Annotated in this window: 15 protein-coding genes; 13 read left to right on the forward strand and 2 right to left on the reverse strand. The window is 66.0% G+C overall.

Features of this window, described 5'->3' with window-relative positions; translation table 11 throughout:
• Positions 1-3: 3 nt before the first annotated feature.
• The 11 genes from AC5RTB_RS03030 to AC5RTB_RS03080 all read left to right on the forward strand — a co-directional run bounded on the left by AC5RTB_RS03030 (position 4) and on the right by AC5RTB_RS03080 (position 9761).
• Positions 4-486, forward strand: a complete 483-nt coding sequence (locus AC5RTB_RS03030) for a GNAT family N-acetyltransferase (RefSeq protein ID WP_494059762.1) — start codon at positions 4-6, stop codon at positions 484-486.
• A gap of 64 nt (positions 487-550) precedes the next feature.
• Positions 551-1078, forward strand: coding sequence for a GNAT family N-acetyltransferase (locus AC5RTB_RS03035; protein ID WP_494059587.1), 528 nt, complete (start codon positions 551-553; stop codon positions 1076-1078).
• Positions 1079-1118: 40 nt separating this feature from the next.
• Positions 1119-1415, forward strand: coding sequence for an Asp-tRNA(Asn)/Glu-tRNA(Gln) amidotransferase subunit GatC (gene gatC / locus AC5RTB_RS03040; RefSeq protein ID WP_490890764.1), 297 nt, complete (start codon positions 1119-1121; stop codon positions 1413-1415).
• A 3-nt stretch (positions 1416-1418) separates the two neighbouring features.
• A complete protein-coding gene (gene gatA, locus AC5RTB_RS03045) occupies positions 1419-2918 on the forward strand; it encodes an Asp-tRNA(Asn)/Glu-tRNA(Gln) amidotransferase subunit GatA (RefSeq protein WP_494059588.1) in 1500 nt (499 codons plus the stop codon).
• On the forward strand, positions 2919-4433 hold the full coding sequence (gene gatB / locus AC5RTB_RS03050) for an Asp-tRNA(Asn)/Glu-tRNA(Gln) amidotransferase subunit GatB (protein ID WP_494059589.1): 1515 nt from the start codon (positions 2919-2921) through the stop codon (positions 4431-4433).
• 36 nt (positions 4434-4469) lie between these two features.
• Positions 4470-5357: an aminoglycoside phosphotransferase family protein gene (locus AC5RTB_RS03055; RefSeq protein WP_494059590.1), complete on the forward strand. Its 888-nt coding sequence runs from the start codon at positions 4470-4472 to the stop codon at positions 5355-5357.
• Positions 5354-6100 (forward strand): hypothetical protein, encoded by a 747-nt coding sequence (locus AC5RTB_RS03060; RefSeq protein WP_494059591.1) that lies wholly within the window; start codon positions 5354-5356, stop codon positions 6098-6100. Before AC5RTB_RS03055 ends, AC5RTB_RS03060 begins: the two co-directional genes overlap by 4 nt.
• Positions 6101-6134: 34 nt before the next feature.
• Entirely contained in the window at positions 6135-7238 is a 1104-nt protein-coding gene (locus AC5RTB_RS03065) for an NAD(P)/FAD-dependent oxidoreductase (RefSeq protein ID WP_494059592.1), read from the forward strand.
• Between the two features lie 100 nt (positions 7239-7338).
• On the forward strand, positions 7339-7821 hold the full coding sequence (locus AC5RTB_RS03070; RefSeq protein WP_494059593.1) for a cation:proton antiporter regulatory subunit: 483 nt from the start codon (positions 7339-7341) through the stop codon (positions 7819-7821).
• Between the two features lie 7 nt (positions 7822-7828).
• Positions 7829-9007, forward strand: coding sequence for a cation:proton antiporter (locus AC5RTB_RS03075; RefSeq protein WP_494059594.1), 1179 nt, complete (start codon positions 7829-7831; stop codon positions 9005-9007).
• 211 nt (positions 9008-9218) lie between these two features.
• Positions 9219-9761, forward strand: coding sequence for an AMIN-like domain-containing (lipo)protein (locus AC5RTB_RS03080; RefSeq protein WP_494059595.1), 543 nt, complete (start codon positions 9219-9221; stop codon positions 9759-9761).
• 100 nt (positions 9762-9861) lie between these two features.
• Here the strand turns inward: AC5RTB_RS03080 and hutH are convergent, their stop codons facing one another.
• Positions 9862-11439, reverse strand: a complete 1578-nt coding sequence (hutH, locus tag AC5RTB_RS03085) for a histidine ammonia-lyase (protein ID WP_494059596.1) — start codon at positions 11437-11439, stop codon at positions 9862-9864.
• Positions 11440-11543: 104 nt separating this feature from the next.
• On the opposite strand from hutH, the gene AC5RTB_RS03090 reads away from it, so the two are divergent.
• Together AC5RTB_RS03090 and hutU are read left to right on the forward strand one after the other, a co-directional pair.
• Positions 11544-12236 (forward strand): IclR family transcriptional regulator, encoded by a 693-nt coding sequence (locus AC5RTB_RS03090; RefSeq protein ID WP_494059597.1) that lies wholly within the window; start codon positions 11544-11546, stop codon positions 12234-12236.
• Positions 12233-13915, forward strand: coding sequence for a urocanate hydratase (hutU, locus tag AC5RTB_RS03095; RefSeq protein ID WP_494059598.1), 1683 nt, complete (start codon positions 12233-12235; stop codon positions 13913-13915). The genes AC5RTB_RS03090 and hutU overlap by 4 nt, the downstream gene beginning before the upstream one ends.
• A 22-nt stretch (positions 13916-13937) precedes the next feature.
• Here the strand turns inward: hutU and AC5RTB_RS03100 are convergent, their stop codons facing one another.
• Positions 13938-14318, reverse strand: coding sequence for a VOC family protein (locus tag AC5RTB_RS03100; protein ID WP_494059599.1), 381 nt, complete (start codon positions 14316-14318; stop codon positions 13938-13940).
• Positions 14319-14397 lie beyond the last annotated feature (79 nt).

Raw genomic sequence — 14397 nt, forward strand, 5'->3', positions numbered from 1 at the left:
ATTATGGTCAGGCAGGCAGACAGAGACGATCTCGGCGAGATTCGGCGGATCACCGTCGATGCCTACTCGGACGCTGGATATATCGATGACGAGTACGCCTACAACCACATTCTGTCAGCGATAGAGGAGGAATCCTCGGGTTCGTGCCTGCTGGTCGCGGAATCGAGCGGCAAAATTATTGGTTCGGTGTTTCTGACGCGCCCAGGCGGTGACTTCAGCGATATCGCCCACGACGGTGAACTCGAATTCCGGATGCTCGCAGTGGAACCGGGTGAGCAGCACAAGAGAGTCGGGCATAGCCTGGTTGAGGCGGTCATTGATCGTGCACGCCGCGACCCCGATGTTTCCGGGGTCGTCCTGACCATCGCACCGAACATGGGCGGACAGCACGCACTGTACGAGTCCATGGATTTCGTCCGCATCCCACCCCGCGATTTCCTGCTGTCGGACACTTTCGCACTGCACGTCTACAAGCTTCACCTGTAGGAACTGTTCAGGGCACAATGGATAGGCGGATTTCCCGCCTTTCACCAGGACAAGGCTCGCCCAGATGACCTTCACTATCCGCCGTGTGATGCACGGCGACTACGACGACGTCCGCCGGATCACCCGCGACGCCTACATCAGCGCCGGCTACTTCAATGACCCTGACCACCCCTACGTTCAGGTCCTTGCCGATGTCGAGCACCGGGCCGAGCACGCCGAGGTGTGGGTCGCGGAGGAGGACGGGGCCGTCGTCGGCTCCTTCGCCGTCACCTTCGAGGGCCAGCGATACACCGACATAGCACTGGCGGGAGAACTCGAGTTCCGGATGCTTGCAGTGGATCCGACCGTGCAGCGCGGCGGCATCGGCCGGCGAATGGTGGAGTGGATCATCGACTATGCCCGCGGCCTGGAAGGAATTGAGGCCGTCAGCCTGACCAGCGGTTCGGACATGGTGCGTGCCCACCGGCTCTACGAGTCTTTGGGGTTCGAGCGTGTGCCGAGCCGTGACTGGTGGGTTCCCGACGAGGACATCCAGCTGTGGGTCTTCAGACTGCCGCTGCAGGCGCACAGTACTGTTCCCGGTCGCGCATAGACTAGGGACAGAACCCATTTCACATTGCAAGGGGAGAAACATGCCCGAGATCACCCGTGAGGACGTCGCGCATCTGGCTCGGCTCGCTCACATCGACATGAGCGCCGAGGAGCTGGAGCGGATGACCGGAGAGCTGTCCGTCATCGTCGACTCCATCAAGACGGTGAGTGAAGTGGCCGGTGACGACGTCCCGGCAACCAGTCACCCCATCCAGCTCAGCAACGTCTACCGTGACGACGTCATCGGCGAAACCCTCACCAACGAGGAAGCCCTCAGCGGCGCACCCGACAATGCAGCGGGCCGCTTCAAGGTCCCCGCAATCCTGGACGAGGAGTAGACCATGACAGATCTCACCAGGCTCAGTGCTGCCCAGCTGGCCGGGAAGCTCGCGTCCCGTGAAGTCTCGGCTGTGGAGGCCGTTCAGGCCCACCTCGACCGCATTGGCGAAGTCGACCCTGCAATCAACGCGTTCCTGCACGTCAACACCGATGAGGCGCTTCGTGTGGCTTCCGAGGTGGACAAGGAGCGCTCGCTGGGCGACGCCATGCACCCGCTCGCCGGCGTACCCATCGCCGTCAAGGACCTCATCGTCACCAAGGGCCAGCCCACCACGGCAGGCTCAAAGATTCTCGAGGGCTGGCACAGCCCCTATGACGCAACCGTCGTGAGGCGCCTGCGCGATGCCAGGATGCCGATCCTCGGCAAGACAAACCTCGACGAGTTCGCCATGGGGTCCTCGACCGAGCACTCCGCTTATGGCCCCACCCGCAACCCCTGGGACCTTGACCGTATCCCCGGCGGCTCCGGGGGCGGATCCGCTGCGGCAGTCGCCGCCTTCGAAGCGCCGCTGGCTCTCGGTACCGATACCGGTGGCTCCATCCGCCAGCCCGGCGCCCTGACCGGAACCGTCGGCGTGAAGCCGACCTACGGCGGCGTCTCGCGCTACGGTGCCATCGCCATGGCTTCCTCGCTGGACCAGATCGGCCCGGTAACGCGGACCGTGCTGGACTCGGCACTCCTCCAAGAGGTCATCGGCGGTCACGATCCGCACGATTCCACCTCACTGACCGATCCCGTCGGCGCCCTCGTCGAAGCCGCCCGCAACGCCGACGTCAAGGGCCTGCGCATCGGTGTCATCAAGGAACTGCAGGGCGAGGGTTACCAGGACGGTGTCCAGGCGCGCTTCACCGAAGCACTGGACCTGCTGCGGCAGGCGGGTGCCGACGTCGTCGAAGTTTCGTGCCCCAACTTCAAGTACGCGCTGGGTGCCTACTACCTGATCATGCCCTCGGAGGCATCGAGCAACCTTGCCAAGTACGACGGCGTCCGCTTCGGTCTGCGTGTTGTGCCCGACGGCGCTCCCACCATCGAGCGCGTCATGGGAGCCACCCGCGCAGCCGGCTTCGGAGACGAAGTGAAGCGCCGCATCATCCTCGGCACCTATGCGCTGAGCGCCGGCTACTACGACGCCTACTACGGTTCCGCACAGAAGGTTCGCACCCTGATCCAGCGGGACTTCGACGCCGCGTTCGGGCGGGCTGACGTGCTGATCTCGCCCACCTCGCCCACCACGGCCTTCAGGCTGGGGGAGAAGCTGGACGACCCGCTTGCCATGTATCTGAACGACGTCGCCACCATCCCGGCGAACATGGCAGGTATTCCGGGCATCTCGGTGCCCGGCGGCCTGGCGGACGGACTGCCCGTCGGCATCCAGTTCCTGGCTCCCGCACGCCAGGATGCACGGCTCTACCGGGCAGGCGCCGCGCTGGAAGCGCTGCTCGAAGACACCTGGGGCGGCCCCCTGCTGGCACAGGCACCCGAGATCGCTGGAGTGAAGTAAATGAGTACTGCAACCGCTGAAATCCTCTCCTTCGAAGAGGCCATGGAGAAGTTTGATCCGGTACTCGGGTTCGAGGTTCACGTCGAGCTGAATACGCGGACCAAGATGTTCTCCTCGGCACCGAACGCATTCGGCGACACGCCGAACACCAACGTCACGCCGGTGGACCTCGGCCTGCCCGGCGTCCTCCCGGTGATCAACCGGGTCGCTGTCGAGTCCTCGATCAAGATCGGCCTGGCGCTGAACTGCAAGATAGCCGAGAAGTGCCACTTCGCCAGGAAGAACTACTTTTACCCGGATACCCCGAAGAACTTCCAGACCTCGCAGTATGACGAACCGATCGCCTATGACGGTTCCATCGACATTGAGCTCGCGGACGGCACCGTCTTCACCATCGAGATCGAACGCGCACACATGGAGGAGGACGCCGGCAAGCTCACGCACATGGGCGGTTCCACCGGCCGTATCCAGGGCGCTGAGTTCTCACTCGTCGACTACAACCGTGCCGGTGTTCCCCTGGTGGAGATCGTCACGAAGCCGATCGTCGGCGCGGGTGAGCGCGCCCCGGAACTGGCCAAAGCCTACGTCGCAGCCATCCGCGAAATCGTGAAGAACCTCGGCGTATCCGACGCCCGCATGGAACGCGGCAACGTCCGCTGCGACGCGAATGTCTCCCTCAAGCCCAAGGGCCGGGAGAAGTTCGGTACCCGCACCGAAACCAAGAACGTGAACTCGCTCCGTGCCGTCGAGCATGCGGTCCGCTACGAGATCCAGCGCCACGCCGCCGTGCTTGACGCCGGCGGCACCATCACCCAGGAAACCCGCCACTGGCACGAGGACACACGGTCGACGACGGCGGGACGCCCCAAGTCCGACGCCGACGACTACCGGTACTTCCCCGAACCGGACCTGGTGCCCGTGGTCACCGACGACGCCTGGATCGAGAAGCTCCGCAGTGAACTCCCCGAACCTCCCGCCGCCCGCCGCAAGCGACTGCAGGCCGACTGGGGCTACTCGGACGCGGAGTTCCGCGACGTCGTCAACGCCGGCGTCATGGACGCAATCGAGGAGACCGTTGCTGCAGGGGTGAAACCTGCGACCGCGCGCAAGTGGTGGATGGGTGAAATTTCCCGCCGCGCCAAGGTCGCCGATATCGAACCGGCGGAGCTGGGCGTGACCCCTGCGCTGATCGTGGAGCTGCAGGGCCTGATCGACGCCGGCAAGATCAATGACAAGCTCTCCCGCGAGGTGCTTGACGGCGTCCTCGCCGGTGAAGGTACTCCCACCGAAGTGGTGGCGCAGCGCGGCCTGGAGGTCGTCTCTGATGACGGCGCACTGCTGGAAGCGATCGACGGCGCCCTCGCCGCGCAGCCCGATGTCGCGGACAAGATCCGCGGCGGAAAGCTGCAGGCGGTCGGTGCCATTGTCGGCGGCGTCATGAAGGCGACCCGCGGCCAGGCAGACGCCGGTCGGGTGCGCCAGCTGATCCTCGAACGCCTCGGCGTCGAAGGGTAGCGAAGACGCATCGGGCGGGGGACCAGCTTGGCGAACATGCCGGCAGCGGAGGTGGACATCTCCGCTGAGCTTGTCCTGCGGCTGGTTTCCGAGCAGCACCCTGACCTGGCCGGACTACCGCTCACCCCGGCGGCTAACGGCTGGGACAACGCGATCTTCCGGCTCGGGGACAACCTTGCCGTCCGCCTGCCACGCCGGCAGGCGGCGGCGGAGCTCATCCGCAACGAGCAGCGCTGGCTGCCGGAGCTAAGCCGTGGCCTCGCGGCGGATACGCCAGTTCCCGTGCGGGCGGGCGCGCCGTCGTCGTACTTTCCCTGGTACTGGACCATCACGCGCTGGCTGGACGGAGCGCCCGCAGCGCACACAGAACCCGCCCGCCGCTCACACGCCGCCGCCGATCTGGCGCGGTTCGTGAATGATTTCCACCGCCCTGCACCCATTAACGCCCCACGCAACCCCGTCCGGGGAGTATCGCTGTCCACCCGGGACGCGGCAGTAAAGCAACGGATCGCCGCGGCCGGGCTGTCCCGGGAAGTCCGCGATCTCTGGCGGGTCCTGAGGGACCAGCCCGGGTGGACCGGGCCGCCGCTCTGGCTCCACGGCGACCTGCATGCCGCGAACCTCCTCCTGGATGAACAGGGCCGGCTCGCCGGTGTCCTCGACTTCGGTGACCTGACCTCAGGCGACCCCGCCACCGACCTCGCCGCGGCTTGGCTCGTCTTCGACCGCACCGGCCGGCGCACCTTCATCGAAACCATCGACAGCGAACGCGGTCCCGACGCCGCAACGTGGCAGCGGGCGCGCGGCTGGGCGCTGTGCCTGGCCGCCGCCATGGCGGCAACATCTGACGACTGCCCGGTGTTCAGGACGATGGGCACCCGCATCCTGGACGAAGTACTGAACGACGAAGGGCACAGCCAATGAACTTCACCCACGTCTCCCGCGTCCAGGCCGAAGGCGACAACCATGTGATGGAAGATGCCTGCGGCTACCGTGCCAACGCCGCCTGGATGGTTGACGGTGCAACCTCCCTGCTTGACGAACTCGACCTCCCCGGCGCGTCCAATCCTTCCTGGTACGCGCAGGTACTCGCGCTCGCGCTGGCGGAAAGCACAGGCCCGGCCAATCCGCGCACCGTACTGGCCGCTGCCCTGGCCAAGGTTGATGAGATCGGCCACCAGCTGGTGGGCGCCGAGTCCCAGCGTTTTCCGAGCGCCGCGGTCTCGCTCGTGACAACCGACGACGACGGCGCCCTTTCCGTCCTCAGCCTCGCCGACTGCCATGTGGTTGCGGCCCTCAATAACGGGGAAGTGAAGCACGTGGGGCAGGCGCTGGGAGGATCGTCGTCGTCCCGTGAGCAGCTGCGTCAGGCGCGGTTGGTGCGGAACACACCGGAGGGCGTGTGGGTGGCACGCCGCGAATCGGCCGCAGCTGAACACGCCCGGCTGGAAATGCTGGAGCCCGCCCATACGGTGGCGCTCGCGTCCGACGGCGCGTGGCGGGCGGTCGATCTCGGGCTCGTGGCCGGACCGCAGGAGTTCCTTGAGGCGGTACAGACACCGATGGGGGCACAGGAGCTTATGCTGATGCTGCGCACCACTCAGGACGAGATCGGTGAAGCAGCCGACGACGCCTCGGTTCTGTGCGTCGCGTTGGCGGAGGGATAGTTGCATTGGTGGAGGGACAGGGGACAGGAGCGCAATGACTGAGACAGCGGACGTTGTGATCGTTGGCGGCGGTATAGCGGGACTCTCGCTCGCATCTGCTCTCGCGGAGGACCGCGCGGAAACAAGGGTCATCCTCGTGGAGGCGGAACACTCCCTCGCCTACCACACCTCCTCCCGGTCGGCCCGGCAGCTCATCCCCAGTTACGGTCCCGAAGCCATCCGGGTACTGACCGAGCGGACCCTCAACCTCATCGGGGAACTCGAACAGGACTTCCCCGCGCCGGTGCTGTCACCACGCAGTTTCATGCTGATCGGCTCCGAGGAAGACGTCGCCGCCCGCGCGAGCGGCGCCATGGAACGCATACCGTGGGACGAAGCGGTCAGGTTCTGCCCGCCGATCGCGCCCGCCGCCCACGAAGAGGGCTACAACGCCGCGGGGCTCGACACCACCGCTGTGGGCTGCAACACCGATGCGCTGCTGGAGCACCACCGAGCCCGCGCCGAGGCAGGCGGCACCACGATCCTTACAGGCGCGCGCGTTCACTCGGTCCAGCGGCTGCGCACAGCCTGGGAAATCGGTGCCGGCTCGCAGGCGGTGCATGCCGCCGTCGTCGTTAACGCGGCAGGCGCATGGGCTGACGAACTGGCCGTCCTCTCAGGGGTGGCCACGCAGGGCATGCGGCCGTATCGGCGGACGGCAGCGGTTGTCACCGCGAGCAACGTTCCCGCTCCGGGTTCGCCGATGGTGGCGGCCGCGGATGACACCTTCTATTTCAGGCGGGACGGTGATGGTCTGTTGATCTCGCCTGCCGAAACGGTTCCCAGTGCGCCGGAGGATGCCCAGCCCCGGCCGGAGGACCTCGAGGCGCTGATCACCAGGCTGGAGGCCATGACCTCACTGGGAATCGGGCCGGTGATGCGGGCCTGGACGGGGCTGCGAACCCAGGTGGCGGACGGCCTCCCCGTCGTAGGATTCGACCCGGAGGCCGAGGGGTTCTTTTGGCTGGCGGGCCAGGGCGGGTATGGGTTCCAGACGTCGTCGGCCATCGCAGAGCTGGCAGCGGCGTTGATCACCGGAACCGGTGCAGGCCAGGGCATCGACCCAGCCGTCACCTCTGCACTCGCCGCCGGTCGGTGAGCTACCTCGACCCCGGCCTGCATCGCGCAAAAAGCGCAGTTTCGCCGTCGGTGGACAGCACACCGCATCCCGGATGGCCCCGGCGGACTAAAGTACAAGCATGAAGTTTGAAGAAACGCCGCTGCCTGGGATTGGCGTGCGGAAGGACATCGTAACCGCGTCGGGCAGGCGAATCGGAACGGTCATCCAGCGTGGCGGCGAGACCGAGCTCATTGTGTCCCGCGCCGATGACCCGGATGCCTGCCTCGCTTCTATTCCGTTGACGGCGGATGAAGCGGCAACCCTCGGCAACCTGCTTGGAGCACACCAGCTTGTGGCGCAGCTGACTGAGGAACACCGAGACCTGCCTGGGATCAACACGCGGCAGTTCCTGATCGAGGTGGATTCACCGTACGACGGGCGAAAGCTCGGCGACACGAAGATGAGAACCCGGTCGGGCGTTTCAATCGTCGCGATCCTCCGGCGGGGGCAGGTACAGGCGTCGCCTACTCCTGACTTCCTCATCGGGGCAGGTGATCTGTTGGTCGCAGTGGGTACATCCGAAGGGCTCGACGCCGCCGCCGAGATTCTCCGCGGCGGCTGAGCCGCGCATGGGGAATCATAGTGCGCTGGTCCTCATCGAGTTGGGTGCTGTCTTCCTTGGGTTGGGTCTTCTTGCCCGACTCGCGGGCCGCATCGGACTCTCACCCATCCCGCTCTACCTGATCGGAGGCCTGTTCTTCGGCCAGGGTGGCCTTGTCGAGCTCGAGGGCCTCGAGGAGTTCAGCGAGATCGCCAGTGAGATCGGAGTCATCCTCCTGCTCCTGCTGCTGGGCCTCGAGTACACGGCGGGGGAGCTGATGACGGGACTTAAACAGTCCTGGATGGCCGGCGTGGTTGATATCCTGCTGAACTTCCTGCCGGGGGCGCTGATAGCGCTGGCACTGGGCTGGGGGCCGATTGGCGCGTTGGTCCTCGGCGGAGTGACGTACATTTCGTCCTCCGGCATTATCGCCAAGGTGTTGACCGACCTCGGACGGCTTGGAAACAGGGAGACGCCGGTGGTCCTTTCCCTGCTTGTGTTCGAGGACCTGGCCATGGCGGTGTACCTTCCCATTCTTACGACCGTACTCGCCGGCGTGAGCTTCGCCGGCGGGCTTCAGGCGGTCGGCGTCTCGCTCGTAGTCGTCACCGTGGTGCTGGTGATTGCCCTTCGGTTCGGCAACACCGTGTCCGCGATCGTCGATTCGAAGGATCGCGAGGTTTTTCTGCTGACCTTGATCGGTGGAGCACTCCTCGTTGCGGGGTTTGCCTCCGCAATGCAGGTGTCCGCTGCTGTCGGAGCCTTCCTCCTGGGCATCGCGATTTCGGGTGTAACTGCAACCAACGCCACGCGCATCCTGGAACCACTGCGAGACCTCTTCGCGGCCATCTTCTTCGTGGTATTCGGGCTGAACACTGATCCCTCAACCATCCCGCCGGTGTTGGGCTACGCGTTGCTGCTGGCAGCGATTACAGCCGTGACAAAGGTGATGACGGGTTGGTGGGCAGCGAAACGCCGGGGAGTCGGCCCCCTGGGCCGTGCCCGTGCCGGCGCCGCACTGATCGCCCGCGGCGAGTTCTCCATCGTGATCGCGGGCCTGGCGGTTGCCTCGGGAGCTGTCTCCGACGAGCTCGCCGCACTCGCAACGGCCTATGTACTGCTGATGGCTATCAGCGGGCCTATAGCGGCACGGCTCGCTGAACCCGCCATGAACCTGTTTCTGCGCAGCGGGACCCGCACCGCGTAGGTCTTGTAAAGCACCGCGTGGGCCCCAGATAAAGCAGAGGATGACGTTGCGGTGACCGAATGATTGCATTTCGTAGTCGAAACCGTAGGTGAGTGAGGCGTCATTGCTCCAGCCGTAACAGTTGGATGCCGATGGGTCCAGGGCCGGTTCTTCTCCGTATGTGCAGTTCTACGATGATCCCACCAACTCTCACTTCGAAAGGTGGTGCATCATGCACACACTTCGTGCGCTGCTGGCGAGTCTGCTCCTCATTGTCGGATTCGGCCTGGTAGCGCCAAGCCCCGCCTCCGCAGCTCACTACTGCGGAATCACGTGGGGCTCACTTGCGAAGACCAGCACTGCACAAACCAGTGCCCCGGTGGTCAACGCGAGGGCCGGACGCCACGCCTGCTTCGATCGGCTCGTGATCGATGTGCGGGGCAAAGGCGCCGGCTACACCGTCCGGTATGTGAAGGCCGTCGTCGGGACCTCCGGCATGGTCACACCGCTAAGGGGTGGTGCTGATATGCAGCTCACCGTCAACGCGCCGGCTTACGACGGAGGGGGCAACGCAACCTACCGCCCGGCCGTCAGGTCAGAAGCGGTCAACGTGGCAGGATTCACGACTTTCCGCCAGGTGGCTTACGTGGACAGCTTCGAGAGCCGAACAACCTTCGGTCTCGGCGTCCGCGCCCGTCTCCCGTTCCGGGTCTTCACCCTCGACGGACCGGGCACCTCATCCAGGGTGGTTATAGACGTGGCCCATCGCTGGTAGGGGCAACCGCCCCCACCCCTCCAGCGGCGTGGTCACATAATGGCGCTCTGAGTTTCTCAGAGCGCCATTATTATGCCCGCGGGAGGGCGGACAGCAGCAGCTACGCCAGCGGTTCGTCCAGGACGCCGTCGACGGCGGCAAGCACCACACCAGCCTCCACCAGCTTCCGCACCGCCTCGATCTCCGGTGCGAGGTATCGGTCCGTCCCCGGTCCGTCAACCACTTCGCGGATGGCGGCGCGAGCAGCGTGGATGGCGGCCGAACTGCACGAGGTGCCGAGTCCGCCGTCGCGGGCGTCGAGGGCGCGCGCAGCGGTCAGTAGCTCGATCGCCACCACGCGAGTCAGTCCATCCAGCGCGCGGCGCAGCTTCAGACCCGCGGCCCACCCCATCGACACATGGTCCTCCTGCATGGCCGAGGAGGGAATCGAGTCAACCGAGGCCGGGACCGCAAGCCTCTTGAGCTCGGACACGATTCCGGCCTGGGTGTACTGGGCGATCATGTGGCCGGAATCCACACCCGGATCGTGCGCCAGGAAGGGGTTGAGGCCGTGGTTGCGGCTCTTGTCGAGGAAACGGTCCGTCCGGCGTTCGCTCATCGAGGCAAGGTCCGCGACGGCGATTGCGAGGAAGTCGAGTGCATAGCCGATGGGCGCGCCGTGGAAATTTCCGTTCGACTCCACACGGCCGTCAACGGTGACCACCGGATTGTCGATAGCGGAGCCCAGCTCAATCGCAGCAACTGACTCTACGTGGGCCAGTGTGGCCCGCGCGGCGCCGTGGACCTGCGGCGCACACCGCAGGGAGTAGGCGTCCTGGACCCGGGTGAACCGGTGCGCCTTGCGTTCCTCCGAGGCATGCTCACCGATAAGGCGCGACCCGCGGAGCACCCGCCGGATGTTCGCTGCCGACGTGACCTGGCCTGGATGGGGCCGCAGTTGGTGCAGGTCCTCCGCGAAGACGCTGTCGGTGCCCAGCAGGCCCTCCACGCTCATGGCCGCGGCAAGATCCGCCGTACGCAGCAGCCGGTGAAGGTCGGCGGAGGCAAGAACAAGCATGCCGAGCATGCCGTCGGTGCCGTTGATGAGGGCCAGACCCTCCTTCTCCCGTAACTCCACCGGGGCAATACCGGCGGCAGCGAGGGCCTTGCCGGCAGGAACCAGCACGCCGTCGTCATTCCGTGCCTCGCCCTCGCCCATGAGAGCCAGCGCAACGTGCGAGAGCGGGGCGAGGTCGCCGGAGCACCCGAGCGACCCGTACTCGCCGATCACCGGCGTGATGCCGGCGTTCAACATGTCCGCGTAGGTCTGTGCGACTACGGGCCGGACTCCCGTGCGCCCGGTTGCCATCGTTGAGAGCCGGCCCAGCATCAGCCCGCGCACCACCTCGCGGTCAACTTCCGCGCCAGAGGACGCTGCGTGGCTCCGGATGAGGCTGCGCTGGAGGTGTGTGCGCTCCTGGACGGGGATGTGCTTGGTGGCCAGGGCGCCGAAGCCGGTGGACACGCCGTAGTGCGGGATGGGGTCGTCGATGAGGGAATCGATCACCGAACGGCTGGCTTCCATTGCGGCCAGGGAGTCTTCGCCGAGCTCGACCCGGGCGCCATGCCGCGCTACGGCCACGACGTCCGCGGGCGCCAGTGCTTCAAGGCCTATCTTCACCGTGGTTGTGTCTCGCATGCCCTGTCCTCTTTCCGTCCTGCGATCGCCCGCTCTTGCCAACTGATGAAATGAGCGTTTCAATAAGTGAAATACAAATTGGCCTCGAACGCAAGGAAAGAACTGTGGCGGATACCTCCACCCGCACCGTCGAGCGGGCGCTGTTGCTCCTCGGAACGGTATGCGACCGCGGGTCGGTGACCCTCGCCGACGCTGCCCGCGACGCGGGTCTCTCGGCCTCCACGGCGCTGCGGCTGCTCCGCACCCTGGAGGGCACCGGCTTTGTCCGCCGCGACGACGACGGCTACCGGCCCGGCATGCGCGTGGTCCAGCTCGGCGCACAGGCGCTCTCGCACGAATCACTCGTGTCGCTGGCGGAGGGCGCACTCGAGCGGCTGGTCGGTTCAACGGGGGAGTCGGCCTACCTCAACGTTCCCTCGCACGACGGCCACGGCATCTACCTCTCCGTCCGGGAGGGAACCCATTCCGTCCGCCACACCAGCTGGGTGGGACGGAGCATCCCGCTGGAAGGCTCCGCCGCCGGGGCGGTCCTGAGCGGAGGAACGCCGGCGGACGGGTTTGTGGTGGTCAGCAACGGCATCGAGCCGGACGTGACGGCGATCGCTGCGCCCGTCGTCTCCGGCGGACAGGTTGTCGCCGCGCTCAGCGTGGTCGTGCCGAGTTACCGGATCAGCGACGACGGCGCGCGCCGGATCGGCCACCAGGTAGCCGCCGAAGCGGCCGGAATCCTCACCGCCCCGACGGACACTGAAGCACCCCTTACGAACGAGCCCCCGACAACAGGAGCACTGTCATGACCGGATTCACCCAGCACGACCCCTCGCGCACCGTGCGCGCACCGCGCGGCACCGAGCTGTCCGCGAAAAGCTGGCAGACCGAAGCACCTCTGCGCATGCTGATGAACAACCTCGACCCCGAGGTGGCCGAGCGGCCGGAAGACCTCGTTGTCTATGGCGGCACCGGGAGGGCAGCGCGAAGCTGGGAGGCGTATGACGCGATTGTTGCAACGCTGAAGGATCTCGAAGAGGACGAAACGCTGCTGGTCCAGTCGGGCAAGCCGGTCGGCGTCTTCCGCACCAACCCGTGGGCGCCGCGCGTTCTCCTCGCCAACTCGAACCTCGTGGGGGACTGGGCCACCTGGCCCGAGTTCCGCCGGCTGGAGGCCGAGGGCCTCATGATGTACGGGCAGATGACCGCCGGATCCTGGATCTACATCGGCACACAGGGAATCCTGCAGGGGACGTATGAAACCTTCGCCGCCGTCGCGAAGGCCCGTTTCGGCGGGACCCTCGCGGGCACCCTGACCCTCACCGCGGGGTGTGGCGGCATGGGCGGCGCCCAGCCGCTGGCGGTCACCCTCAACGGCGGCGCGGTCCTGATTCTCGACGTCGACGAGACCCGCCTTCGCCGGCGTGCCGCCAAACGCTACCTCGACGTCGTCGCTGCCAACCTGGAGGAAGGACTCGCGCAGGTCTTCGAAGCGAAGCGCGAGAAGCGCGCACTGTCGGTGGGCGTTGTCGGTAATGCCGCCGAGATTCTGCCCGCGCTGCTGGAGCGGCAGCGCAATGGCGAGTTCACCATCGACATCGTGACGGACCAGACCTCCGCCCACGATCCGCTGAGCTATCTCCCCGAGGGTGTCGGTGTCGACGAATGGGAGCGCGAAGCATCCAGTGACCCGGACGGCTTCACCAAGAAGGCCCAAACGTCCATGGCCCGGCACGTCGAGGCGATGGTCGGGTTCCAGGACGCCGGAGCGACGGTATTCGACTACGGCAACTCCATCCGGGACGAAGCGCGCAAGGGCGGCTACGAGCGGGCCTTCGAATTCCCCGGCTTCGTTCCCGCCTATGTTCGGCCGCTCTTCTGCGAGGGGCTTGGCCCCTTCCGCTGGGTGGCACTGTCGGGTGATCCGGCGGACATCGCCGTGACCGACGCCGCACTCAAGGAGCTGTTCCCGGAGAACGAGCACCTGCACCGCTGGCTCGATGCCGCCGGAGAGCTCGTGGAGTTCGAAGGTCTGCCGGCACGCATCTGCTGGCTCGGTTATGGCGACCGCGCGAAGGCCGGCCTCCTCTTCAACCGGCTCGTCGCCGAGGGCAAGGTTTCCGCGCCCATCGTGATCGGCCGGGACCACCTCGACTCGGGTTCCGTCGCATCGCCGTACCGTGAGACCGAATCCATGGCCGACGGTTCCGACGCCATCGCCGACTGGCCGCTGCTGAACGCCCTGCTCAATACCGCCTCCGGCGCCACCTGGGTGTCGATCCACCATGGCGGCGGCGTCGGCATCGGGCGCTCCATCCACGCCGGGCAGGTCTCAGTTGCAGACGGAACGGCGCTCGCCGCAGAGAAGCTTGAGCGGCTCCTGACCAACGATCCGGGAACCGGCGTGATTCGCCACGTCGACGCAGGCTACGAGCGCGCGCAGGAGGTGGCCCGTGAGCGTGGCGTCCGCATCCCCATGGAGAGCTGACACCGGACCCGCGGGCCGGGGGCTAGGCGTTCTGCCAGAGTCCCATAACGTTGCCCTCGGGATCGCGGAAGTACGCTGCGAACCCCATACCTCCCACGGCCAGCTTCTCTCCGACAGCGGAGCCGCCAAGCGACTCGATCTTCCTCAGGGTGTCTGTAATGCTCTCGACCTCGATCGTGATGATAGGGCCGGACAACGGACCACCGTCACGCTTGAACATGCCACCGTTGATAAAGCCGGGCACTTCGGGCATTCCCTGCTCGGTGGTCGGTCCGGAGACCGCGGCAGTGTAGTCGAACTCGGGCATCTGCGACGTGGTCCAGCCGAACGTTTCGCTGTAGAACGTCCGGGCGCGATCACCATCGTCGAAAGGGATCTCAAAATGTACAACACGTCCGCTCACGATGAGCTCCTCCATTGATCGTCGATAGCAGTGTGTGGCGAGTCTAGGCCTGCTCGCCCAATCTTGATAGGGGTAACAG

This window comes from Arthrobacter sp. M71 S08 (assembly GCF_059089725.1).

What these genes read in the sequence shown, in the direction of transcription:
- AC5RTB_RS03030 (WP_494059762.1), top strand. Translation starts at nt 4, where the DNA reads ATGGTCAGGCAGGCAGACAGAGACGATCTCGGCGAGATTCGGCGGATC.
- AC5RTB_RS03035 (WP_494059587.1), top strand. Translation starts at nt 551, where the DNA reads ATGACCTTCACTATCCGCCGTGTGATGCACGGCGACTACGACGACGTC.
- gatC (WP_490890764.1), top strand. Translation starts at nt 1,119, where the DNA reads ATGCCCGAGATCACCCGTGAGGACGTCGCGCATCTGGCTCGGCTCGCT.
- gatA (WP_494059588.1), top strand. Translation starts at nt 1,419, where the DNA reads ATGACAGATCTCACCAGGCTCAGTGCTGCCCAGCTGGCCGGGAAGCTC.
- gatB (WP_494059589.1), top strand. Translation starts at nt 2,919, where the DNA reads ATGAGTACTGCAACCGCTGAAATCCTCTCCTTCGAAGAGGCCATGGAG.
- AC5RTB_RS03055 (WP_494059590.1), top strand. Translation starts at nt 4,470, where the DNA reads ATGCCGGCAGCGGAGGTGGACATCTCCGCTGAGCTTGTCCTGCGGCTG.
- AC5RTB_RS03060 (WP_494059591.1), top strand. Translation starts at nt 5,354, where the DNA reads ATGAACTTCACCCACGTCTCCCGCGTCCAGGCCGAAGGCGACAACCAT.
- AC5RTB_RS03065 (WP_494059592.1), top strand. Translation starts at nt 6,135, where the DNA reads ATGACTGAGACAGCGGACGTTGTGATCGTTGGCGGCGGTATAGCGGGA.
- AC5RTB_RS03070 (WP_494059593.1), top strand. Translation starts at nt 7,339, where the DNA reads ATGAAGTTTGAAGAAACGCCGCTGCCTGGGATTGGCGTGCGGAAGGAC.
- AC5RTB_RS03075 (WP_494059594.1), top strand. Translation starts at nt 7,829, where the DNA reads ATGGGGAATCATAGTGCGCTGGTCCTCATCGAGTTGGGTGCTGTCTTC.
- AC5RTB_RS03080 (WP_494059595.1), top strand. Translation starts at nt 9,219, where the DNA reads ATGCACACACTTCGTGCGCTGCTGGCGAGTCTGCTCCTCATTGTCGGA.
- hutH (WP_494059596.1), bottom strand. Translation starts at nt 11,439, where the DNA reads ATGCGAGACACAACCACGGTGAAGATAGGCCTTGAAGCACTGGCGCCC.
- hutU (WP_494059598.1), top strand. Translation starts at nt 12,233, where the DNA reads ATGACCGGATTCACCCAGCACGACCCCTCGCGCACCGTGCGCGCACCG.